Raw genomic sequence first — 18,762 nt, forward strand, 5'->3', positions numbered from 1 at the left:
CGCAGCCGTTGATGGCGGTTGCGCGGTTCCCGCCGACGACTTGTTAATATTCTGAAACAAATCCCTCGCTGGCCCTTTGCCATGGCCACCCTCCGCCTGATCTATACCCCAGCTATTGGCCTGGCAATTTCGCTGGCGCCGAGGAGGGAGCAATGGGCGTACTGCAAAAACTACAAGAACGCATCCGCCGGAAGGGCCTCAAGCGCACCTTCAAGACTTTTTTCGAGCGCTACGTGTTTTTCCATTGGGAACTGCTGTGGATGGAGCGCGACCTGATCAGCCCTGTGCCGCCGTACAGCCTCAAGGCGCATGCGCCGGTCACCCTGGTGCCGATCACCACGGCCAATGCCGATGCCTTCGCCCGGCATTTCGGCGACCGTGTCGAGACCATGCGCGAGCTGGCCGCCGAGGGCCATACCGGGCACATGTACCTGGATGAGCAGGGCGATGCCGTAGCATTCATCTGGGCCAGCGTGGTGGATTACCACGACAAGCATTACTACGGTTGCACCTTCCCGGTGAAACCCGGCGAGTTCTTCGAGTTCGGCGGCGAGATGACCCGGCCGTACTTTGGCAGCGAGCTGTCGGTGACGGCCCAGGTCGAGCTGTGGAACACCATGCGCGAAAAGGGCTGCCACAAGGTGGTTGACGTGGTGGAGACCCACAACGTGCCAGCAATGAAACTGCACCTGCGCATGGGCTACCACGAGCAGGGCCGGGTGATGCATGTGTATGGCCTGTTCGGTCGCTGGAAGCTGTTCCGCGAAACCCGCTACCACGGTTCGCGCCTGGCGGTGCTGCGCAAGCCGGGCGTGGCGCGGGCGCTGCCCACTACCTGAGGGCACAGGACCTGTAGGAGCGGCTTCAGCCGCGATGAAGCCAACGTGGTGTATGGCACCAGCTTCGCTGGTGATCGCGGCTGAAGCCGCTCCTACAAGGAACTTGAGCTGTTCGGGCATTTTTTTGCTAGCGTTGGCGCACGACAACAGCCCGTCCGCCAGCATGGCGAGACGCCGCAGGGAGTGCGCCATGAGCAGCCTTACCCAACCCGCCTGTGCCTTTCGTCATGTCGCCGCCGACGGCTATGGCCTCGGCGGATTTCGCTGGCGCCACGCCGAACCCGACCCCCTGCGTCCACTGGTGATCATCAACGCCGCCACCTCGGTGCGTTGCCGCTACTACTCGCGTTTCGCCGACTACCTGTTCGCCCAGGGCTTTGACGTGCTCACCTACGATTATCGCGGCATCGGCGAGTCACGCCCGGCCACGCTGCGCGGTTTCCAGGCGTCCTGGAGCGACTGGGGCCGGCTGGACTTCGAAGCGATGTTGCAACTGGCCGCCGCCGAGCATCCGGGCCAGCCGATGCATGTGGTCGGCCACAGCTTCGGCGGCTGGGCGCTCGGGCTGGCGCCGTCGGCGGGGCAGGTGCGCCATGCGCTGCTGGTGGGCGCGCAGTTCGCCTATTGGCGCGACTATGCGCCGGAGCAGCGTTGGCAGCTGTTCGGCAAATGGCACGTGGTGATGCCGCTGTTGACCCGGATGTTCGGCTATTTCCCCGGCAAGCGCCTGGGCTGGCTGGAAGACACCCCGGCCGGCGTGGTGCGCGATTGGGTTGCCCGTACGCCGCGTTACGAGCAGCGGCCCAGTGGGCGTCTGCTGTCGGGGACGCCATTTGCCCAGGTACAGGCGGCGACCCTGGCCATCAGCCTGACTGACGATCCGTTCGGCACGGTGGCGGCCACTGAACGATTGTTGGGGTACCTGCGAACGGGCGAGCGGCGGCATCTGCGGGTGGCGCCTGTGGATATCTCGGTCGGGGAGATCGGGCACTTCGCGTTCTTTCACGATCGGTTTCGTGAAAGCCTGTGGCCGATTGCGCTGGAGTGGTTGCAGAAGGGGCGCCTTGAGGCTGGAACACCAGGCCGGCTCATCAGTTGATGTGTCCGGTTGGGGCCGCACAGCGGCCCCATCTGCTATCAGCCCAGGCGCGCAAGTGGCTGGGTGGTGAACTTCACCCCGGCCAGCCCATGCTTGATCAGCGCCCGGATATTGCCATGGTCGCTGCCCTCGGGCGTGGCGACCACGCTACGGTAATGCTCACCGAAGGCCAGCAGCGCCTCCGGGTCGCTCAACCCTTCGAGCAGCGCCAGGCCCAGGGTCTTGCACGAGCCTTCGTTCTGCCCGGCGGCGTTGTGCACGTCGCCATTGTCGAAGGCCTGGGGCTGGTAGCTGTAGTTCGCGGCGATGAAGGCCAGGGTGTCGGCAAAAACGTGTTCGCCGCTGGCGAGGCTGCTGCGCAGGCTATTCAGGTCAGTCACGTGGTTTTCCTTGTTCGAACGCCGCTTTCTGCTCGGCGCTGGCTTCGTTCTGGTATTGGGCTTTCCATTCGGCATAGGGCATGCCGTACACCTGCTCACGGGCATCGTCCAGGCTCAGCTCGATCTGGCGATCATCGGCGGCGGCCTTGAGCCACTTGGACAGGCAGTTGCGGCAGAAGCCGGAGAGGTTCATCAGGTCGATGTTCTGCACGTCGGTACGTTTTTGCAGGTGGTCGACCAGGCGCCGGAACGCGGCGGCTTCGAGTTCGAGCTGTTGTTGCGGGGTCATGGGCGGTCTCTTCAGGTCATGCGGTTCTTCAGATGGCGGCCACCATTGATGACCACCTGGCTGCCGGTGCTGTACTGGCTTTGCAGCAGGAACAGCACGGCGTCGATCAGTGGGCGGGCGCCGGGCTCGAATTCGAGCAGGGCTTTCTTCAGGGTCTGCTGGCGGTACTGTTCGTCGCCGCCTTCCTTGAGGATCAGCAGGCCGGGCAGGATACCGTTGACCCGTACCTTCGGCGCGTACTTTTCGGCGAACGACAGCACCATGTTCTGCAGCGCGGCCTTGGTCGCGGCATAGCCGATGTGGCTCTTGCTGCCGCGCGAGGAAGTTTCGTCGCAGATGTGGATGATGTCGGCCTTGTCCACCTTGTTCAGCAGCTCGCCGAGGGCGAGGTTGAGGTGGTAGGGCGCCTCGACGTGCAGGCGGAACATGGTATCGAGGTTGTCCAGGCCATCGTCGAGCCACAGCGAGGCGTTGTGGATGATCGCGCGCAGGCCGTCGTAGTGGCTGTGCAGGTGGTCGACCAGGGCCTGGCGGTCTTCGCCGCGGGTCAGGTCGGCCTGGAACTGCTGGATGTTCGGGTGGGCAGCCTGCCCCTGCAAGGTACGGCTGGCGCTGACCACCGTATGGCCGGCCTGGGCCAGCTCCAGGGCCAGGGCCAGGCCGACGCGCTGGCTGGCGCCGGTGATGAGGATTGGGCTGTTCATGTTCGGGCGGTCTGTTCGTCTGTCCGTGCGTGATGCCCCAGCATACCCGAACTGCGCGGCCTTGCGAGCCCGTGCCTCAGCGGCTGCGCAGCCCCTGGGAACGTTCGGTGGCGGGGCGTGGCGTGGTGTTGAGCCAGCCGGCCAGCAGCCGGGTGGACAGCGGGATGAACAGGTACACCATCAATGGCGTCAGGGCCAGGGTACTGAGCAGCACTCGAGGCAACAGATCGAGTGGCGCCAGCCAGTGGCCGAACAGCAGGTTGAACAGTAGCGAAACCGGAAAGAATGCCAGCCAGATGGCCGTTGCCTGCTTCCAGCGCGGTGGTTTTTGCACGGTATTGGTGCCGAACCAGTCGTCGATACCGCTCACGCGCCTCTCTTTGGGGCGTTCGAACAGGCCGTTGCCGCGCTCCAGCCAGGCCCTGCGCGATGCGGAATGCTCCCAGGCGTGCATGGTCTGTTCGCAGGCGAAGCGGAAGATGATCTGGAATTCGTCGCCCTCGCTCGGCGGGGCGAGGATGCCCGAGCCCAGGTAGCCGGGAAAGTCGGTGGCCAATTGCTCGCCTTCGTGCAGCCAGGCCAGCAGGTCCTGGTAGCGGCCGCAGGCGGCGCGGCGCGACACCATCAAGGTGACGGGTGGAGTAGACATCGTGTATCTCCTGGCGACGGGGCTGGCGGGTAGCCGGCCCCTGGCTTGCGGCCCGGGGTGATGGGCGGCGCAGGCGGGCTTGCAAGAATCGGGCACGGATTATCGCCGATCAATCATGACCAGTCAGTTTCAGGAGCTGGACGGTCTTCAGGCGGTGCAGGGAGCCTGGGCGTGCAGTTCGGGGTGAGCCTTGCGGTGGGCCTGGAGGATGTACTCGCGCAGGCGCTCGATCTCTTCGGCCGGCGTGTGGGTCAGGTCGTAGGCGGCGAGGCGCGGGCCGATGCGCCGGCGCAGCGCGCCGTGCAGGCCGATCGGCGGGATGTCCTCGGCGGCGAAGCGCAGGTTGAATTGCGCAGGGGCTTGAGCATCATCGCGCACTTCCAGCAGCACACCCTTGAAGGAAATGTCGCGTACCCACAGGTCACTGGCCTGGCCATGATCATCCAGCAACGCGATCGGAGGCTGCAGCGACAGGCGCCAGGGCCGCAGCCTGGGGCCATCCTCGTAGATGTCCGGCGAGCCGAGTTGCAGGTGCAGGGCGTGGAATTCATCCTCGACCAGTTGCAGGGGGAAGCTCAACTGCTGGTTGTTGAAGCTGGCCTGCAGCGTCACCTGCTCGTTGGCCACCAGGCGGGTGAGCAGGTCCTTGAGACGACGGTCGCCATTGACCAGCAGGCTCGACATGGGGTCGGCCAGGTTCAGTTGGGGCGAATGCTGCATGTCCTGGATGAAATCCAGTTCGTCCTGAGAGAGTAGGGCGTCTGCTTGCATGGTCTGACTCGAAGGGGCGATCGGTAACGGCGATTTCTTCACGGCGGTGGACAGTGCTCAATCCGCTTCGTTCCGGTCATTCGTCGGAAAATCCTGAAGCCTGTGACTTTAGCCGGAGGCGGCCTTTTGCCACTGTCGAGTGCTAGTATCCTACGTTTTCACTCAGTTTCGGAATCCTCACCCGATGAAAGTCGCCATTATTTCCGGTTCGGTGTACGGCACCGCCGACGAAGTCGCCCGCCACGCCGAGTCGCTGCTCAAGGCAGCCGGTCTTGAAGCCTGGCACGCGGCACGCGCCACCCTGCAGGACATCGAGGGCTTTGGCCCCGACGCATTGCTGGCGGTGACCTCGACCACCGGCATGGGCGAGCTGCCCGACAGCCTGATGCCGTTGTACAGCGCGATCCGCGACGTGCTGCCGGCGGCCTGGCGCGGCCTGCCGGGAGCGGTGATCGGCCTGGGCGATTCGAGCTACGGCGACACCTACTGCGGCGGTGGCGAGCAGATGCGCGAGCTGTTCGCCGAGCTGGGGGTGAACGAAGTGCTGCCGATGCTGCGACTCGATGCCAGTGAGACCGTGACACCGGAGACCGATGCCGAGCCGTGGCTGGCGGAATTTGCGGCTGTGCTGAAAGGCTGATATTGCCTGGACCGGCCCCGCGACAGGGCCGGTCGCCTCAATGCATGGCTGAATCCTCACGCAACAATGCCAGCCACGCCTGCGCCGCCCGTGACAGATATGCCCCGCGCCGCCAGATGAAGGCGATGTCCCACCTCAGGTACTCCGGCGCCCGCAACGGCAAGCGCACCACCCCGGGCCGTTCCAGCGCCCGTGCGACGATCGCCGGCAGCAGCACCACGCCTTGCCCGGCCGCCACCAACGCGGCAAGAAAGTCTGCCTGGCCGCTACGCCCACCCTCCTTGGGTGTAAAACCTTCCTGCTGGCAGGCGCTGAGCAATCGATCGTTGAGCACGAAGCTGCGCTGGTACAGCAGAAACGGCGTGTCGGCCAGTTGTGCCAGGGCGACGTCGACCTGCCCGGCCAGCGGGTGGCCGGCGGGCAGCAAGGCTTCCAGTGGCTCATTGCAGAACGGCTGGTAGTCGAACGCCGGATCGTTCGGCGTCAGGCTGCCGCCCAGCTCCAACTCGCCACTCTTGACGGCCTGCTCGACCATGCGGCTGCCACCTTCGAGCAGTTGGATCGAGATATTCGGATGGCGCCGCCGATACTCGGCGAACAACCCAGCGAACAGCGCATCGCTGCCCAGCAGCGGCAGGCCCAGGCGCAATTCGCCGCGGGCCATCTGGCTGAGATCGTCGAGTTCGCTCAGCAGCTCCTGGCGCTGGCGCAGCAGCGCTTCGCCGCGTTCCAGGACGATGCGCCCGGCGGCAGTCAGCAGCAACTGCGAGCCTTGGCGTTCCAGCAGCGGCTGGCCGATGTCCTGTTCCAGCTGGGCGACCTGCTTGCTAACCGCCGACTGGCTGACGTGCAGGGTACCCGCCGCCTGGGTGAAGCCGCCTTTGTGGACGACTTCGATGAAACTGCGCAGCTGTTTGAATTCCATGTATGCCGGATTCTATTTTGGAATGGCTGTCAGTCTAACAATTCGCTTCTGGCCTAGGTGGCCGAATTTTACAATGGGCCCGTTGTCGAGGAACTCCCGCCCATGAATCCTGCATTACTGAAGAAGACCCTGCGCCTTTTCGCCGAACTGACGGTGTTGCTGGCGCTGTTCCTGATCGGTGGCCAGCTGGCCGCCTGGCTCGCCTGGCCGATTCCCGGTGGGGTGATGGGCCTGGCGCTGCTGCTGGCGCTGTTCGCCACCGGGCTGCTCAAACCTGCCACGCTGCAATTGGGTGCCGGCTGGCTGATGGCCGAAATGCTGCTGTTTTTCATTCCGGCGCTGATGAGCCTGCTGGACTACGGCAGCCTGCTGCGCAGCGAGGGCTGGCGCATCCTGCTGGTGATCGCGCTGAGCACCCTGCTGGTGATGGTGGTCACCGCGGTCACCGTCGAGCTGGTGTGCCGTTGGAGGTTGCGCCATGAGCCTTGAACCCATGCCGCTGTTCTGGCTGGCCCTGACCCTGGGCGCCTACCTGGGCAGCCGCTGGCTGTACCGGCGCAGCGGGCGCTACCTGCTGTCGCCGCTGATCCTGGTGCCGGCCTTGCTGCTGGCGGTGGCCGTGCCGCTGCACACCGCCTACGCCGAGTACGCCCGCAACACGCATTGGTTGATGGGCGTGCTGGGCCCGGTCACCGTCGCTTTCGCGGTGCCGATCTGGCAACAACGGGCACTCCTGGCGCGGCACTGGCCGGCGCTGCTGGTCGGCATGCTCGCCGGCAGCGTGGCTTCTATCGGCAGCTCCTGGGCGCTGGCGCACCTGCTCGCGCTGGACGATGCGGTCAGCCTGTCGTTGCTGCCGCGTTCGATCACCACGCCGTTCGCCATGCCCGTGGCCCAGGACCTGGGCGGCGTGCCGGAGCTGACGGCGGTGTTCGTGATGTTTACCGGGGTGCTCGGGGCGATGTTCGGCGGCATTCTCCTGCGTTGGCTGCCCTTGCGCACACCGCTGGCGCGGGGGGCTCTGTTCGGTGTCGGTGCCCATGGCGCGGGGGTGAGCCGCGCCCAGGAAGTCGGGCGCGAGGAAGGCTCGGTGGCCGGCCTGGTCATGGTCCTGACCGGGCTGCTCAACCTGTTGGCCGCGCCGTTGCTGATGAGGTTGATCTGACCGTTCGTGCCACTGACTCGCACGGTCATCAGGCTGGCTGCCAAGGCGACTTATCACCTTCGTATAGGCTTCTAGACTGAGCCTCGACATAGAGAGCACATGTAAGTGCCGAGGTGACATGCAATGAACGCAGCCTTGCCCTCTTCCAACCCTTATCCACCGAGACGACCGTGATGCCACTGGCCGAAATTCCATTGTGCGTCTGGCGCACCCGGAGCCAGGGGTTCACTTTCCGGGGCCAGAGCATCCGCTACTGGACGGCAGGGCAAGGAGAGCCCCTGCTATTGCTTCACGGTTTCCCCACGGCCAGCTGGGATTGGCACTACCTGTGGGCACCCCTGACCCAGCGCTTTCGTGTGGTGGCCTGCGACATGCTCGGCTTCGGCGATTCGGCCAAGCCCGCGGACCACGACTACAGCCTGCTCGAGCAGGCCGACCTGCAGCAGGCGTTGCTGGCGCACCTGCACATCGACCAGCCGGTGCACCTGCTGGCCCACGACTACGGCGGCAGCGTCGCCCAGGAGCTGCTGGCCCGGCACCACGAACGGCGGCTGGAGGTGGCCAGTTGCGTGTTCCTCAACAGCGGGCTGTTCCCCGAGAGCTGCCGGGTGCTGCTGGTCCAGAAGCTGCTGCTCAGCCGCCTGGGCTGGCTGGTCGGGCGCTCGTTCGGGCGCGACGACCTGGTGCGCAACGTCACCCAGGTCTATGGCCCGTGCACCCATCCCAGCGAGAGCGCCCTGGACGACTACTGGAGCCTGATCGCCTCCAACCGTGGCCCACGGATCCTGCACAAGCTGGTCAGTTTCCTGCCGGAACGCCGGGCCCAGCGCGAGCGCTGGGTCGCCGCGCTGCAACGCCCGGGCGTGCCGCTGCGCTTCATCAATGGCGCGGTCGATCCGTTGTCCGGCGCGCACATGGTCGAGCGCTACCGGGAAATCGTCCCGGACCCGGACACCGTGGTGTTGCAGGGCATCGGCCATTACCCGCACACCGAAGCGCCGGTGCAGGTGCTGCGCCACTACCTGGCCTTTCGTGAACAACCGCTGAGCTATGTACCGCTGAAGGTCGCCTGGTCCTGACCGGGCGACCATCGCCGGGCGTTATCGGGCGGCATTCGCCACGGTGCGCTTGATTGCCCGGCCCGGGCGGCTGGCGGAAACTGCGTTGCATCCCTTCATTGCCAGGAGCCTTGAGCATGAGCGAGCCGGTACGTCTGCAGGATCGAGTGGTGATCGTCACGGGGGCCGGCGGCGGCCTGGGCCGGGCCCATGCGCTGCTGTTCGCCGCGCGCGGCGCTCACGTGGTGGTCAATGACCTGGGTGGGTCTACACATGGTGAAGGCGCCAACGCCTCGGCGGCCGACCGCGTGGTGGAGGAGATCCGCGCCGCGGGCGGCACGGCCATCGCCAACCATGACTCGGTCACCGATGGCGCGCGCATCGTCGAGCAGGCCCTGGATACCTTCGGCCGGGTCGATGTGCTGGTGAACAACGCCGGCATCCTGCGCGACAAGACCTTCCACAAGATGGAAGACAGCGACTGGGAGCTGGTCTACCGGGTGCACGTCGAGGGCGCCTACAAGGTTACCCACGCCGCCTGGCCGCACCTGCGGGCGCAGAATTGGGGGAGGGTGATCTTCACCTCGTCCACCTCTGGCATCTATGGCAATTTCGGCCAGGCCAACTATGGCATGGCCAAACTCGGCCTCTATGGGCTGACCCGCACCCTGGCCATCGAGGGCCGCAAGCACGGCATCCTGGTCAACGCCATCGCCCCGACCGGCGGCACGCGAATGACCGAGGGGTTGATCCCGCCGCAGGTGTTCGAACGTCTGCAGCCCGAGCTGATCAGCCCGTTGGTGGTGTACCTGGGCAGCGAGCAGTGCCAGGACAGCGGCGAACTGTTCGAGGTGGGCGGCGGCTGGGTGGGCAAGGTGCGCTGGGAGCGTAGCCAGGGCGTGGGCTTCGACCCGCGTGAAGGGTTCACCCCCGAGCAGGTGGCGGACAACTGGGCGCGGATCGGTGATTTCGAGGGCGCGGAGCACCCGCAGGACAGCCTGCAGGCGTTGCAGCAGATGATGGCGAACCTGCAGAGGTATCCGTTGGGTTGATTGCGCCGATCTTGCGATTCTTGCAGAAATAAAAAAGGCCGCTGCAATCGCAGCGGCCAATCGAGACGTTAGATCAAGGAGCTTCAAAATCAACGTCGGTGAACCTGGGCGGGCGCGAAAAGCAGGGGGGAGAGCCCTTCGTGCCGGCCAGTGAGGTCAGAATAAGCGCATGATCCCGTGGGAAAAATACCCGCTTATGACATTCACCTTTACGTTTCGAGTAAAAGTGCGAGGCGGACTATAGGCCGCTCTCGCAGGAAAAGTCCGTAATGCTTTGTAAGTCCTTTCACTGATCCGCGCCGTATCCCATTCGCCAACTGGTGGCCTGGGTGGCGGCGAGCAGGCGCCGGGCGGCCGGGCCGTGCTCGTCGGCATGGAAGATCGAGGTCGGACCGACCACGGTCATCACGGCGGCGACCTGGCCCATGGCGTTGAACACCGGCGCGGACAGCGCGTCCACCCCCGGCATCAGCAAACCGTGCACATGGTGCAGGCCGCGCTGGCGGATCTGTTCGAGCAGGGCGGCATAGTCATCCGCCGTCTGGCCGAGCGCTGCCAGTTCCCGGTCGCGCAGCTCCACGGTCTCGCGCTCGGGCAGGTGCGCGGCGAACACCAGTCCGGTGGACGAACTGAGCAACGGCAGCACCGAACCGATCTGCGTCACCACCGTCACTGCACGTACCGCCGGTTCGATGCTCACCACTGTCGCCCCCTGGTTACCCCACACGGCGATGAAGCAGCTTTCGTTGAGCTCGTCGCGCAACTGTGACAGCGGCAACGCCGCCACCTTCAGCACATCGATGCTGCCCAGTGCCGCCATGCCTACCCGCAGTGCCTCGCGGCCCAGTCCGTAGTGGTTGGTGGCCGGGTCCTGTTCGGCGAAGCCGCTGGCGATCAGCGCCTGCAGGTAGCGGTGCACCTTGCTCGCCGGCATGTCGACATGCTCGGCCAGGCGCGACAGCGAGGTGGAGGGGGAAAGTTCGGCCAGGGCCTTGAGGATGTCGGTGCCGACTTCCGCTGAGCGGACTTTCTGTTTGCCGTTGTCGGTGCTGCTGGCTTTGGCCATGGGGGACTTCTATGCAGATTTCATGGGGTGGCGCCTTTATAGCTTGACGCCTGCGCTCGGGCAAATTACGTTATTCGTAATCTGATTACGATAAAAACAATGCAGACGCGCTGCCGCCCTTGGTGCCGGTTTCAGGATCGGGCTCCGCAGCCAGCTGCCCGAAACGGCTCCCAGCAGCCCGGAGGCACCGATGACCCGCGACACATCCCCTGAGCTCCAGTACCTGAGCGGCTTCGGCAACGAGTTCGCCAGCGAAGCCCTGCCCGGCGCCCTGCCGGTCGGGCAGAACTCGCCGCAGAAGGCTCCCTATGGGCTGTACGCCGAGCTGCTGTCGGGCACCGCGTTCACCATGACCCGCAGCGAACTGCGACGCACCTGGTTGTACCGCATTCGCCCCTCGGCCCTGCACCCGCGTTTCGAGCGCCTGGAGCGCCAGCCGCTGACCGGGCCGTTGGGAGGCGTCAATCCCAACCGCCTGCGTTGGAGCCCGCAACCGATCCCGTCCGAACCGACCGACTTCATCGGCGGCTGGCTGCCGATGGTGGCCAACTCGGCATCGGAGAAACCGGCCGGCGTGAGCATCTACATCTACCGCGCCAACTGCTCCATGGAGCGGGTGTTCTTCAACGCCGACGGCGAGTTGCTGCTGGTGCCCGAGCAAGGCCGCCTGCGCATCGCCACCGAACTGGGCGTGCTCGAGGTCGAGCCGCTGGAGATTGCGGTGATCCCGCGGGGCATGAAGTTCCGGGTCGAACTGCTCGATGCGCAGGCCCGGGGCTACATTGCCGAGAACCACGGCGCGCCGCTGCGCATCCCGGACCTTGGCCCGATCGGCAGCAATGGCCTGGCCAACCCGCGTGACTTCCTCGCCCCGGTCGCCCATTACGAAGAGAGCACCGGCCCTGTGCAATTGGTGCAGAAGTTCCTCGGCGAACACTGGGCCTGCGAGCTGCAGCACTCGCCCCTGGACGTAGTCGCCTGGCACGGCAGCAACGTGCCTTACAAATACGACCTGCGCCGCTTCAACACCATCGGTACGGTCAGCTTCGACCACCCCGATCCGTCGATCTTCACCGTGCTGACCTCGCCCACCAGCGTGCATGGCATGGCCAACATGGACTTCGTGATCTTCCCGCCGCGCTGGATGGTGGCCGAGAACACCTTCCGTCCACCATGGTTCCACCGCAACCTGATGAACGAGTTCATGGGCCTGATCCAGGGCGCCTACGACGCCAAGGCCGAAGGCTTCCTGCCCGGCGGCGCTTCGCTGCATGGGGTGATGAGCGCCCACGGCCCCGACGCCGAGACCTGCGACAAGGCCATCTCGGTGGACCTGGCACCGCACAAGATCGACAACACCATGGCCTTCATGTTCGAGACCAGCCAGGTGCTGCGCCCGAGCCGCCAGGCCCTCGAAAGCCCGCAGTTGCAGGCCGACTACGATAGTTGCTGGGCCACCTTGCCGAGCACCTTCAACCCGAACCGGAGATAACCGATGAACCACACCGCCATTGCCCGTAGCTGGGTCGAGCACGCCAACGGGCACCGCGACTTCCCGTTGCAGAACCTGCCCCTGGGCATCTTCAGCCGCCCAGGGCAGACGCCACGTTGCGGCGTGGCCATCGGCGACGCGATCCTCGACCTCGAGGCCGTGCTGGCCGCCGGGTTGTTCGAGGGGGTGGCCAAGGCCGCCGTCGAAGCGACAGTGGGCGGCGCGCTGAATGCCTTCTTCGCCCTTGGCCGCGAGGCCCGTGTTGCCCTGCGCCAGCGCCTGCTGGCGCTGCTGGGCGAGGGCAGCGAGCACCAGGCGGCCCTGAAGGCCGCGCTGTACCCGGCCGGCGAATGCCAGTTGCACCTGCCGGCGAAGATCGGTGACTACACCGACTTCTACGTCGGCATCGAGCACGCCAAGAACGTCGGCAAGCTGTTCCGCCCGGACAATCCGCTGCTGCCCAACTACAAGCACGTGCCGATCGGCTACCACGGCCGCGCCTCGACCATCCGGCCGTCCGGCACCGGCGTGCGCCGCCCCAAGGGCCAGACCCTGCTGGCGGGCCAGACCGAGCCGAGCTTCGGCCCTTGCGCGCGCCTGGACTACGAGCTGGAACTGGGCATCTGGATTGGCCAGGGCAACGACATGGGCCAGCCGATCCCGATCGGCGACGCCGCCGAGCACGTGGCCGGCTTCTGCCTGCTCAACGACTGGTCGGCGCGCGATATCCAGGCCTGGGAGTACCAGCCGCTGGGCCCGTTCCTGTCCAAGAGCTTCATCACCACGGTGTCGCCATGGGTGGTCACTGCCGAGGCCCTGGAGCCGTTCCGTTGCGCCCAGCCGGCCCGTCCGGAGGGTGACCCGCAGCCGCTGTCGTACCTGCTGGACAAGCGCGACCAGGCCGCCGGCGCCTTCGACATCGAACTGGAAGTGCTGCTGCTGACCGAACGCATGCGCGAGCAGAACCTGCCGGCGCATCGCCTCACGTTGAGCAGCACCCGCAGCATGTACTGGACCGTGGCACAGATGGTTGCCCACCACAGCGTCAACGGCTGCCAGCTGCAACCGGGCGACCTGTTCGGCTCGGGCACCCTGTCGGGCGCGGCGCCAGGCTCGTTCGGCAGCCTGCTGGAGATCACCGAAGGCGGCAAGCAGCCGGTGGAACTGGCCAGCGGCGAAGTGCGCAAGTTCCTCGAGGACGGCGACGAGATCATCCTGCGCGCCCGTTGCGTGCGCGATGGCGTAGCCAGCATCGGCTTCGGCGAATGCCGTGGCACCATCGTCGCGGCCAACTGAGGAGGGCAGGGCGATGGAACTGTTCACCTACTACCGCTCCACCTCGTCGTATCGGGTGCGCATCGCCCTGGCGCTCAAGGGCCTGGCCTACCAGGCCCTGCCGGTGAACCTGCTCAAGGGCGAGCAGCGCGGCGCGGACTACCTGGCGCTCAATCCGCAGGGGCGGGTGCCGGCCCTGCGTACTGACGATGGCGAGTTGCTGGTGCAGTCGCCGGCGATCATCGAATACCTCGAAGAGGCGCACCCGCAGCCGGCGCTACTGCCGACCGCAGCCGAGGCCCGGGCCAAGGTGCGTGGCGTGGCGGCGATTATCGGCTGTGATGTCCACCCGCTGCACAACGTCAGCGTGCTCAACCAGCTGCGTCAGTTGGGGCACGACGAGGCACAGGTCAACCAGTGGATCGGCCACTGGATCGGCCAGGGGCTGGCGGCGATCGAGCAGTTGATCGGCGACGATGGCTTCTGCTTCGGTGCGACGCCGGGCCTGGCCGATGTCTACCTGATCCCGCAGTTGTACGCGGCCGAGCGCTTCAACATCGACCTCAGTGGCTACCCGCGTATTTGCCGGGTGGCGGCCCTCGCCGAACAGCACCCGGCCTTCCACAAGGCTCACCCGTCGAGGCAGCCCGACACGCCCAACTGACCCACCCAGCCCGCACCTGCACTCATAACAACAAAAGACAGGTACCTTGCGATGCACAACCAGATAGCCAGCTTTCGCGCGGCGCTCGACGCGCGCCCGGTGTCACCCTACCAGTGGCGCTTGCTGCTGCTGTTGATCCTGCTGTTGGTCACCGATGGTTATGACGCCCAGGTGCTGGGCTATGTGATCCCCGCGCTGGCCCAGGACTGGGGCCTGGAAAAGGCAGCTTTCGGGCCGGTGTTCAGCGCCAACCTGCTGGGGCTGACGGTCGGTTCGCTGGCGGTGACGCCACTGGCCGACCGCTTCGGCGTGCGGCGGGTGCTGCTGTGCTGCGTGCTGCTGTACGCCAGCCTGACGCTGCTGATGGTGTTCGCCACTTCCCTCGACAGCCTGATGCTGGCGCGCTTTCTCTGCGGTATCGGCATGGGCGGCGCGATGCCCAGCGCCATGGCGCTGATGGCCGATTATGCACCACCGCGGCTGCGTACCCTGATGGTGACTCTGGCAGCTTGCGGCTTCTCCCTGGGGGGCGCGGCGGGTGGCTTCGTAGCTGCAGGTTTCATCGATCACCATGGTTGGCAGGCGGTGTTTCTTGCCGGTGGCGTGGCGCCGCTGCTGTTGTTCCCGTTCCTGGCGCTGTTCCTGCCTGAATCGCTGCCGCGCCTGCTGCGCGACGCCCCTCCCTATGCGCGGTTGCAACGGGTGACCGCCCGCCTGCTGCCGGGCTGGCAGGTGCCGGCGGCCCAGGTCGCGGCCGATGCGTCGGCCGACAGCAAGCTCACCGTGGTGGCGTTGTTTCGCGAGGGGTTCGCCCGGCCCACGCTGCTGCTGTGGAGCACCTTCTTTGTCAGCCTGATCCTGTTGTACTTCATGATCAGCTGGCTGCCGTCGCTGCTGCAGGAAAGCGGGCTGGCGCTGAACCAGGCCAACCTGGTGACTTCGCTGTTCCTGTTTGCCGGCACCTTCGGGGCGGTGTGCCTGGCCTGGTGCGCCGACCGCATGGCCAACAAGGCTCACCTGCTGGCCGGCGTGCTGCTGGGCGCGGCGCTGTTCAGCGTGCTGGTTGGCCTTAACCATGACGATCCGCGCTGGCTGGTGCCCAGTGTGTTCGCCGCCGGGTTCTGCATCATTGGCGGGCAGTTGACGCTCAATGCCTTCGTCAGCAACTTCTACCCGGCCCAGGTGCGCGCCACCGGCACCGGCTGGGCCCTGGGTGTCGGGCGCTTCGGCTCGATCCTCGGACCGTTGCTCGGCAGTCTGCTGCTGACGTTGCACATGCCAGTGGAGCAGATCTTCTTCTTCTGCGCCGTGCCAGCGCTGCTCGGCGCGCTGCTCATCAGCCGGGTACGCGCACCGCAGCCGCGCGAGGCGACGGTCAAGGGCGAGGCATTAATGGATTGAACGTTTGCCGTTGGGCAACTGGCCGAGGCGTTCCGTGAGTTTCAGGCGCTGCACCGGGTCGTCGGTCAGCAGCAGGGCGTGCTCCAGGTCGAAGCGCTCTGCCTGGGGACAGTCCAGGTGCTGGTACAGCGTGGCCCGGGCCAGGTAGTCGCCGACCTGCACCGGGCCCAGTTGCATGACCCGCTCGGCATCGATCAGCGCCGCGAGGTCGTTGTCGTTGCTTATATGCAATTGGCGAAGGTTGCGCGACAGGCGCTGGAGCATCTGCCGCGGCGATGCGCTGAGCAGGTGCTCGGCGGACAGTGGCACCTGTGGGCCGAACTGGCGGGCGAGCAGTTCGCGGCAGTCGTTGGGATACAGGCGGCGGCCACCACAAGGGTCGAGCAGGTGGTCGGCACCGGGTACCCGCAGCAGGAAGTGCCCGGGAAAGTTCACGCCTTCCAGGGGGATCGACAGCCGCCGTGCCAGCTCCAGGGCAAGGATTGCCAGCAGCAGAGGTTGGCCACGCCGACGTTGCAGCACTTTGTCCATCAAGGCCACGTGCGGGCGCAACGGGTGGTACTCGTCCTGCTGAAAGCCCAGTGCGTTGAGCTGGCGCAGCAAGGGCTGGGCCAGTTCGTTGACCGGCAGCATCGGCAGGCTGGTGCTGACTTCGCGTTGCAGCTCATGCAGCCTGGCCAGGCTGGCCGAGAGCTCGACAGTGCGGTCATGCTCCGCAGCAATCCACAGCGCGGCTTCCAGCAGGGCGACCGGCTCGCGTTCCAGGCAGGCCAGGCAGGCTTGGCGTGGGTTCATCGGACTTCTCCATCACGCTTAACTTGTAGCCCTGGCGAGGCTTTTCGTCCAGTGGTCCGCCCGCACGGTGTGCTGCCTTGACCTGTTTATACTGGTAGCAGCACCTCGCTGGGGAGCCCGTCGATGTTCGCGCTCATGCAAAGCACTCGCACGCAGTCACTGCACTTGTTCATCGACCCGCCTACGGGGCTGAAGGCCGTGGTGGCGATTCACAGCGAACAACTGGGTCCGGCCATGGGCGGTTGTCGCTACCTGCCCTATGCCGACGACGAAAGCGCCATGACCGATGCCATCCGCCTGGCCCAGGGCATGAGTTACAAGGCGGCCCTGGCCGGGTTGCCGATGGGCGGCGGCAAGGCGGTGATCGTGCGTAACCCGCATGTGGAGAACCGTGCAGCGCTGTTCGAGGCGTTCGGGCGCTTCGTCGACACCCTTCAGGGCCGCTTCATCACGGCGGTGGACAGTGGCACCTCGACCCTCGACATGGACTGCATCGCCCAGGCCACTCCCTACGTCACCAGCACCACCGCCTCGGGCGACCCATCGCCACATGCGGCGATGGGCGTGTTCGCCGGCATCCGCGCCACCTCCATGGCCAGGTTGGGCAGTGACAACCTGGAGGGATTGCGAGTGGCGGTGCAAGGGTTGGGCAACGTTGGCTATGCGCTGGCCGAGCAACTGCATGCGGCCGGCGCCGAGCTGCTGGTCAGCGACCTCGATGCCGGCAAGGTGCGCCTGGCGGTGGAGCAGCTCAATGCCCACCCGGTGGCCCATGAAGCCTTGATCAGCACGCCGTGCGACATCTTTGCGCCGTGTGGCGTTGGGCCGGTGCTGAACGGGCAGAGCGTGATGCAACTGCGCTGCGCGGCGGTGGCGGGGTCGGCGAACAACCAGCTGACCACCTTGCAGGTGGCCGACCAGCTGGAGAACCGGGGAATCCTGTATGCGCCGGACTATGTGATCAATGCCGGTGGGCTGATCTATGTGGCCCTGACCCATCGGGGCGAGGGGCTGGGGACCATTACCGCGCACCTGGCGCGGATACCTTCGCGGCTGACCGAAGTGTTCGCCCATGCCCAGGCGGAGAAACGTTCGCCGGCACGGGTGGCGCAGATGCTGGCGGAAAGATTGTTGTACGGCTGAAAGCCATTTCGCGGGGCAAGCCCGCTCCCACGAGATTTTCCATGGATGCGAGCCTTGCGGGCTTGCCCCGCGATGGCGTCATTCCACCGCGCCGCCTTCGAGCAGCTCCGCCAGCGCATCGGGCTGGCTCTTGAACGCTCGGGCGAACACATCGCGGTTCTTCGCCATGTAGATGCCGGCTTCCTCTACCTGCTGCTCGCTCATCGAAGGCACGGCCTTGTGCAGTACCTCGGCCAGGCGTTCGGCCAGCTCGAGCATCTTGTCGTGACGGTCTGCTTCGGCCTTATCCATGAACAAGCGCTCCGGGTCGCGGCTGCTGCGGTACACCACTTCGACGGCCATTCATCACCTCTGTGCCTTTTTGCTGATTGGATTGCGCATTACTGTGTTTTTATACAGTACATCGTCAGGCCATCACCCTGCAACCGCAATGATGGCCAGGCAAACTGACAATCAGCGTAGCCCACAGGTGTCTTGCGGCAATCGACCGCCTTCCAAGACAGGGGCCATGGCCCTTTAACTGCATGGCAACCAAGACCTTCAGTATCAGGAATCGAACATCGTGAACATCAAATGGGCAGAAAAGCTGCGCAAGGGCCTGCACGGCTCCGCCGACTCGCTGGGCAACCTGTGTGTGGAGGCCTTCCATTACCTGGCGCTGTTCGGTATCGGCGCGATCACCGCCTATGCGGCGGTAGTGACCTTCCTGGACATGCTGGGCAAGGGTGGGGTGAGCGTGGATGACATCCTGCTGCTGTTCATCTACCTGGAGTTGGGGGCGATGGTGGGGATCTACTTCAAGACCAACCACATGCCGATCCGCTTCCTGCTCTACGTGGCAATCACCGCGCTGACCCGCCTGCTGATCGGCGATGTCTCGCACCACAAGGCGCCGGATGTCGGCTTGCTGTACGTGTGCGGCGGTATCCTGCTGCTGGCCTTCGCCATCCTGGTGGTGCGCTATGCGTCGTACCGCTACCCGTCGACCAAGGCGCTGGATGCCAGCGGCAAGGAAGTGGACGAGGGCAAATAACCCTCAGTTTGCCAGGCCGACGACAGGGACGCGGCGCTCGCCCTGCGCCGGGCGGGTCAGGGCTGCGAGCACTTCCAGCGGGTTTTGCCCCAGCTCGATGGCCAGGCCCAGGCGAATGCTGTCGATGACTCGTTGCAGACGCACCGGGTCGTTGCGCTGGGCCTGGCTGATCAGGCGCTTGGCGACCACGCCGCTGTCGTCGGAGAGGGTCAGCATGATGCTGCCGTCCAGGCGTTCGATGCTCAGGTTGACCCGGTACTCTGGGGCGAAGGCGGCGCTGATCTGATCGAAGGGATTGTTCATGGTCGGGTTCTGCAGTGAA

General features: G+C 65.6%; 23 protein-coding genes. 13 read left to right on the forward strand and 10 right to left on the reverse strand.

The window, feature by feature from the left end; translation table 11 throughout:
• Positions 1 to 152 precede the first annotated feature (152 nt).
• Positions 153 to 839, forward strand: coding sequence for a GNAT family N-acetyltransferase (locus tag ACZ9C1_RS22735; RefSeq protein ID WP_457378437.1), 687 nt, complete (start codon positions 153 to 155; stop codon positions 837 to 839).
• A 190-nt stretch (positions 840 to 1,029) separates the two neighbouring features.
• Complete coding sequence (locus tag ACZ9C1_RS22740) at positions 1,030 to 1,938, forward strand: alpha/beta hydrolase family protein (RefSeq protein WP_457378436.1); 909 nt, start codon at positions 1,030 to 1,032, stop codon at positions 1,936 to 1,938.
• A gap of 38 nt (positions 1,939 to 1,976) precedes the next feature.
• Here the strand turns inward: ACZ9C1_RS22740 and ACZ9C1_RS22745 are convergent, their stop codons facing one another.
• The 5 genes from ACZ9C1_RS22745 to ACZ9C1_RS22765 all read right to left on the reverse strand — a co-directional run bounded on the left by ACZ9C1_RS22745 (position 1,977) and on the right by ACZ9C1_RS22765 (position 4,731).
• Complete coding sequence (locus ACZ9C1_RS22745) at positions 1,977 to 2,318, reverse strand: HopJ type III effector protein (RefSeq protein WP_277502930.1); 342 nt, start codon at positions 2,316 to 2,318, stop codon at positions 1,977 to 1,979.
• Positions 2,311 to 2,607: a DUF1244 domain-containing protein gene (locus ACZ9C1_RS22750; RefSeq protein ID WP_102682537.1), complete on the reverse strand. Its 297-nt coding sequence runs from the start codon at positions 2,605 to 2,607 to the stop codon at positions 2,311 to 2,313. Before ACZ9C1_RS22750 ends, ACZ9C1_RS22745 begins: the two co-directional genes overlap by 8 nt.
• An 11-nt stretch (positions 2,608 to 2,618) precedes the next feature.
• Positions 2,619 to 3,311 (reverse strand): dihydromonapterin reductase, encoded by a 693-nt coding sequence (gene folM / locus ACZ9C1_RS22755; RefSeq protein ID WP_476254405.1) that lies wholly within the window; start codon positions 3,309 to 3,311, stop codon positions 2,619 to 2,621.
• 76 nt (positions 3,312 to 3,387) lie between these two features.
• A complete protein-coding gene (locus ACZ9C1_RS22760; protein WP_476254406.1) occupies positions 3,388 to 3,960 on the reverse strand; it encodes an antibiotic biosynthesis monooxygenase in 573 nt (190 codons plus the stop codon).
• Positions 3,961 to 4,107: 147 nt separating this feature from the next.
• Positions 4,108 to 4,731: a hypothetical protein gene (locus tag ACZ9C1_RS22765; RefSeq protein ID WP_476254407.1), complete on the reverse strand. Its 624-nt coding sequence runs from the start codon at positions 4,729 to 4,731 to the stop codon at positions 4,108 to 4,110.
• A 184-nt stretch (positions 4,732 to 4,915) separates the two neighbouring features.
• Between ACZ9C1_RS22765 and ACZ9C1_RS22770 the strand changes: the two genes are divergently transcribed.
• Positions 4,916 to 5,371: a flavodoxin gene (locus ACZ9C1_RS22770; RefSeq protein ID WP_102682533.1), complete on the forward strand. Its 456-nt coding sequence runs from the start codon at positions 4,916 to 4,918 to the stop codon at positions 5,369 to 5,371.
• 37 nt (positions 5,372 to 5,408) lie between these two features.
• On the opposite strand, the gene ACZ9C1_RS22775 is transcribed toward ACZ9C1_RS22770, so the two are convergent.
• Complete coding sequence (locus ACZ9C1_RS22775; RefSeq protein ID WP_102682532.1) at positions 5,409 to 6,296, reverse strand: LysR family transcriptional regulator; 888 nt, start codon at positions 6,294 to 6,296, stop codon at positions 5,409 to 5,411.
• A gap of 102 nt (positions 6,297 to 6,398) precedes the next feature.
• Between ACZ9C1_RS22775 and ACZ9C1_RS22780 the strand changes: the two genes are divergently transcribed.
• The 4 genes from ACZ9C1_RS22780 (at position 6,399) to ACZ9C1_RS22795 (ending at position 9,571) form a co-directional block, all read left to right on the forward strand.
• On the forward strand, positions 6,399 to 6,785 hold the full coding sequence (locus ACZ9C1_RS22780; RefSeq protein ID WP_102682531.1) for a CidA/LrgA family protein: 387 nt from the start codon (positions 6,399 to 6,401) through the stop codon (positions 6,783 to 6,785).
• A complete protein-coding gene (locus ACZ9C1_RS22785; protein ID WP_102682530.1) occupies positions 6,775 to 7,461 on the forward strand; it encodes an LrgB family protein in 687 nt (228 codons plus the stop codon). The genes ACZ9C1_RS22780 and ACZ9C1_RS22785 overlap by 11 nt, the downstream gene beginning before the upstream one ends.
• Before the next feature lie 173 nt (positions 7,462 to 7,634).
• The gene (locus ACZ9C1_RS22790) at positions 7,635 to 8,540 is read left to right on the forward strand and encodes an alpha/beta fold hydrolase (RefSeq protein ID WP_102682529.1); all 906 of its coding nucleotides are present in this window, start codon (positions 7,635 to 7,637) and stop codon (positions 8,538 to 8,540) included.
• A 116-nt stretch (positions 8,541 to 8,656) separates the two neighbouring features.
• Complete coding sequence (locus tag ACZ9C1_RS22795) at positions 8,657 to 9,571, forward strand: SDR family oxidoreductase (protein ID WP_457378433.1); 915 nt, start codon at positions 8,657 to 8,659, stop codon at positions 9,569 to 9,571.
• A gap of 286 nt (positions 9,572 to 9,857) precedes the next feature.
• Here ACZ9C1_RS22795 and ACZ9C1_RS22800 read toward each other — a convergent pair whose 3' ends face one another.
• Positions 9,858 to 10,637, reverse strand: a complete 780-nt coding sequence (locus ACZ9C1_RS22800) for an IclR family transcriptional regulator (protein ID WP_094010273.1) — start codon at positions 10,635 to 10,637, stop codon at positions 9,858 to 9,860.
• A 190-nt stretch (positions 10,638 to 10,827) separates the two neighbouring features.
• On the opposite strand from ACZ9C1_RS22800, the gene hmgA reads away from it, so the two are divergent.
• The 4 genes from hmgA to ACZ9C1_RS22820 are packed head-to-tail and all read left to right on the forward strand — an operon-like array spanning position 10,828 to position 15,469.
• On the forward strand, positions 10,828 to 12,129 hold the full coding sequence (hmgA, locus tag ACZ9C1_RS22805) for a homogentisate 1,2-dioxygenase (RefSeq protein ID WP_277502934.1): 1,302 nt from the start codon (positions 10,828 to 10,830) through the stop codon (positions 12,127 to 12,129).
• 3 nt (positions 12,130 to 12,132) lie between these two features.
• Entirely contained in the window at positions 12,133 to 13,425 is a 1,293-nt protein-coding gene (fahA, locus tag ACZ9C1_RS22810; RefSeq protein WP_277502935.1) for a fumarylacetoacetase, read from the forward strand.
• Between the two features lie 13 nt (positions 13,426 to 13,438).
• Complete coding sequence (gene maiA, locus ACZ9C1_RS22815) at positions 13,439 to 14,068, forward strand: maleylacetoacetate isomerase (protein WP_139668664.1); 630 nt, start codon at positions 13,439 to 13,441, stop codon at positions 14,066 to 14,068.
• 51 nt (positions 14,069 to 14,119) lie between these two features.
• Entirely contained in the window at positions 14,120 to 15,469 is a 1,350-nt protein-coding gene (locus ACZ9C1_RS22820) for an MFS transporter (protein WP_198755207.1), read from the forward strand.
• Here ACZ9C1_RS22820 and ACZ9C1_RS22825 read toward each other — a convergent pair.
• Complete coding sequence (locus ACZ9C1_RS22825) at positions 15,458 to 16,264, reverse strand: SirB1 family protein (RefSeq protein WP_277502936.1); 807 nt, start codon at positions 16,262 to 16,264, stop codon at positions 15,458 to 15,460. The two genes, ACZ9C1_RS22820 and ACZ9C1_RS22825, sit on opposite strands and share 12 nt — an antisense overlap.
• Before the next feature lie 123 nt (positions 16,265 to 16,387).
• On the opposite strand from ACZ9C1_RS22825, the gene ACZ9C1_RS22830 reads away from it, so the two are divergent.
• Positions 16,388 to 17,407 carry a Leu/Phe/Val dehydrogenase gene (locus tag ACZ9C1_RS22830; RefSeq protein ID WP_139668671.1) on the forward strand — a complete coding sequence of 340 codons (1,020 nt, stop codon included), beginning with the start codon at positions 16,388 to 16,390 and terminating at the stop codon, positions 17,405 to 17,407.
• A gap of 78 nt (positions 17,408 to 17,485) precedes the next feature.
• Here the strand turns inward: ACZ9C1_RS22830 and ACZ9C1_RS22835 are convergent, their stop codons facing one another.
• A complete protein-coding gene (locus ACZ9C1_RS22835; RefSeq protein WP_023631474.1) occupies positions 17,486 to 17,749 on the reverse strand; it encodes a YebG family protein in 264 nt (87 codons plus the stop codon).
• Between the two features lie 220 nt (positions 17,750 to 17,969).
• Here ACZ9C1_RS22835 and ACZ9C1_RS22840 point away from each other — a divergent pair, with 220 nt between their 5' ends.
• Positions 17,970 to 18,440, forward strand: coding sequence for a phosphate-starvation-inducible protein PsiE (locus ACZ9C1_RS22840; RefSeq protein WP_031315617.1), 471 nt, complete (start codon positions 17,970 to 17,972; stop codon positions 18,438 to 18,440).
• Positions 18,441 to 18,443: 3 nt separating this feature from the next.
• Here ACZ9C1_RS22840 and ACZ9C1_RS22845 read toward each other — a convergent pair whose 3' ends face one another.
• Positions 18,444 to 18,743 carry a DUF3509 domain-containing protein gene (locus ACZ9C1_RS22845; RefSeq protein WP_110700611.1) on the reverse strand — a complete coding sequence of 100 codons (300 nt, stop codon included), beginning with the start codon at positions 18,741 to 18,743 and terminating at the stop codon, positions 18,444 to 18,446.
• Positions 18,744 to 18,762 lie beyond the last annotated feature (19 nt).

Source organism: Pseudomonas sp. TE21435, assembly GCF_056279265.1.

Bases quoted from the DNA above. Each gene is read 5' to 3' on its own strand.
- ACZ9C1_RS22735 (WP_457378437.1), top strand. From the start codon at position 153: ATGGGCGTACTGCAAAAACTACAAGAACGCATCCGCCGGAAGGGCCTC.
- ACZ9C1_RS22740 (WP_457378436.1), top strand. From the start codon at position 1,030: ATGAGCAGCCTTACCCAACCCGCCTGTGCCTTTCGTCATGTCGCCGCC.
- ACZ9C1_RS22750 (WP_102682537.1), bottom strand. From the start codon at position 2,607: ATGACCCCGCAACAACAGCTCGAACTCGAAGCCGCCGCGTTCCGGCGC.
- folM (WP_476254405.1), bottom strand. From the start codon at position 3,311: ATGAACAGCCCAATCCTCATCACCGGCGCCAGCCAGCGCGTCGGCCTG.
- ACZ9C1_RS22760 (WP_476254406.1), bottom strand. From the start codon at position 3,960: ATGTCTACTCCACCCGTCACCTTGATGGTGTCGCGCCGCGCCGCCTGC.
- ACZ9C1_RS22765 (WP_476254407.1), bottom strand. From the start codon at position 4,731: ATGCAAGCAGACGCCCTACTCTCTCAGGACGAACTGGATTTCATCCAG.
- ACZ9C1_RS22770 (WP_102682533.1), top strand. From the start codon at position 4,916: ATGAAAGTCGCCATTATTTCCGGTTCGGTGTACGGCACCGCCGACGAA.
- ACZ9C1_RS22775 (WP_102682532.1), bottom strand. From the start codon at position 6,296: ATGGAATTCAAACAGCTGCGCAGTTTCATCGAAGTCGTCCACAAAGGC.
- ACZ9C1_RS22780 (WP_102682531.1), top strand. From the start codon at position 6,399: ATGAATCCTGCATTACTGAAGAAGACCCTGCGCCTTTTCGCCGAACTG.
- ACZ9C1_RS22785 (WP_102682530.1), top strand. From the start codon at position 6,775: ATGAGCCTTGAACCCATGCCGCTGTTCTGGCTGGCCCTGACCCTGGGC.
- ACZ9C1_RS22790 (WP_102682529.1), top strand. From the start codon at position 7,635: ATGCCACTGGCCGAAATTCCATTGTGCGTCTGGCGCACCCGGAGCCAG.
- ACZ9C1_RS22795 (WP_457378433.1), top strand. From the start codon at position 8,657: ATGAGCGAGCCGGTACGTCTGCAGGATCGAGTGGTGATCGTCACGGGG.
- ACZ9C1_RS22800 (WP_094010273.1), bottom strand. From the start codon at position 10,637: ATGGCCAAAGCCAGCAGCACCGACAACGGCAAACAGAAAGTCCGCTCA.
- hmgA (WP_277502934.1), top strand. From the start codon at position 10,828: ATGACCCGCGACACATCCCCTGAGCTCCAGTACCTGAGCGGCTTCGGC.
- fahA (WP_277502935.1), top strand. From the start codon at position 12,133: ATGAACCACACCGCCATTGCCCGTAGCTGGGTCGAGCACGCCAACGGG.
- maiA (WP_139668664.1), top strand. From the start codon at position 13,439: ATGGAACTGTTCACCTACTACCGCTCCACCTCGTCGTATCGGGTGCGC.
- ACZ9C1_RS22820 (WP_198755207.1), top strand. From the start codon at position 14,120: ATGCACAACCAGATAGCCAGCTTTCGCGCGGCGCTCGACGCGCGCCCG.
- ACZ9C1_RS22825 (WP_277502936.1), bottom strand. From the start codon at position 16,264: ATGAACCCACGCCAAGCCTGCCTGGCCTGCCTGGAACGCGAGCCGGTC.
- ACZ9C1_RS22830 (WP_139668671.1), top strand. From the start codon at position 16,388: ATGTTCGCGCTCATGCAAAGCACTCGCACGCAGTCACTGCACTTGTTC.
- ACZ9C1_RS22835 (WP_023631474.1), bottom strand. From the start codon at position 17,749: ATGGCCGTCGAAGTGGTGTACCGCAGCAGCCGCGACCCGGAGCGCTTG.
- ACZ9C1_RS22845 (WP_110700611.1), bottom strand. From the start codon at position 18,743: ATGAACAATCCCTTCGATCAGATCAGCGCCGCCTTCGCCCCAGAGTAC.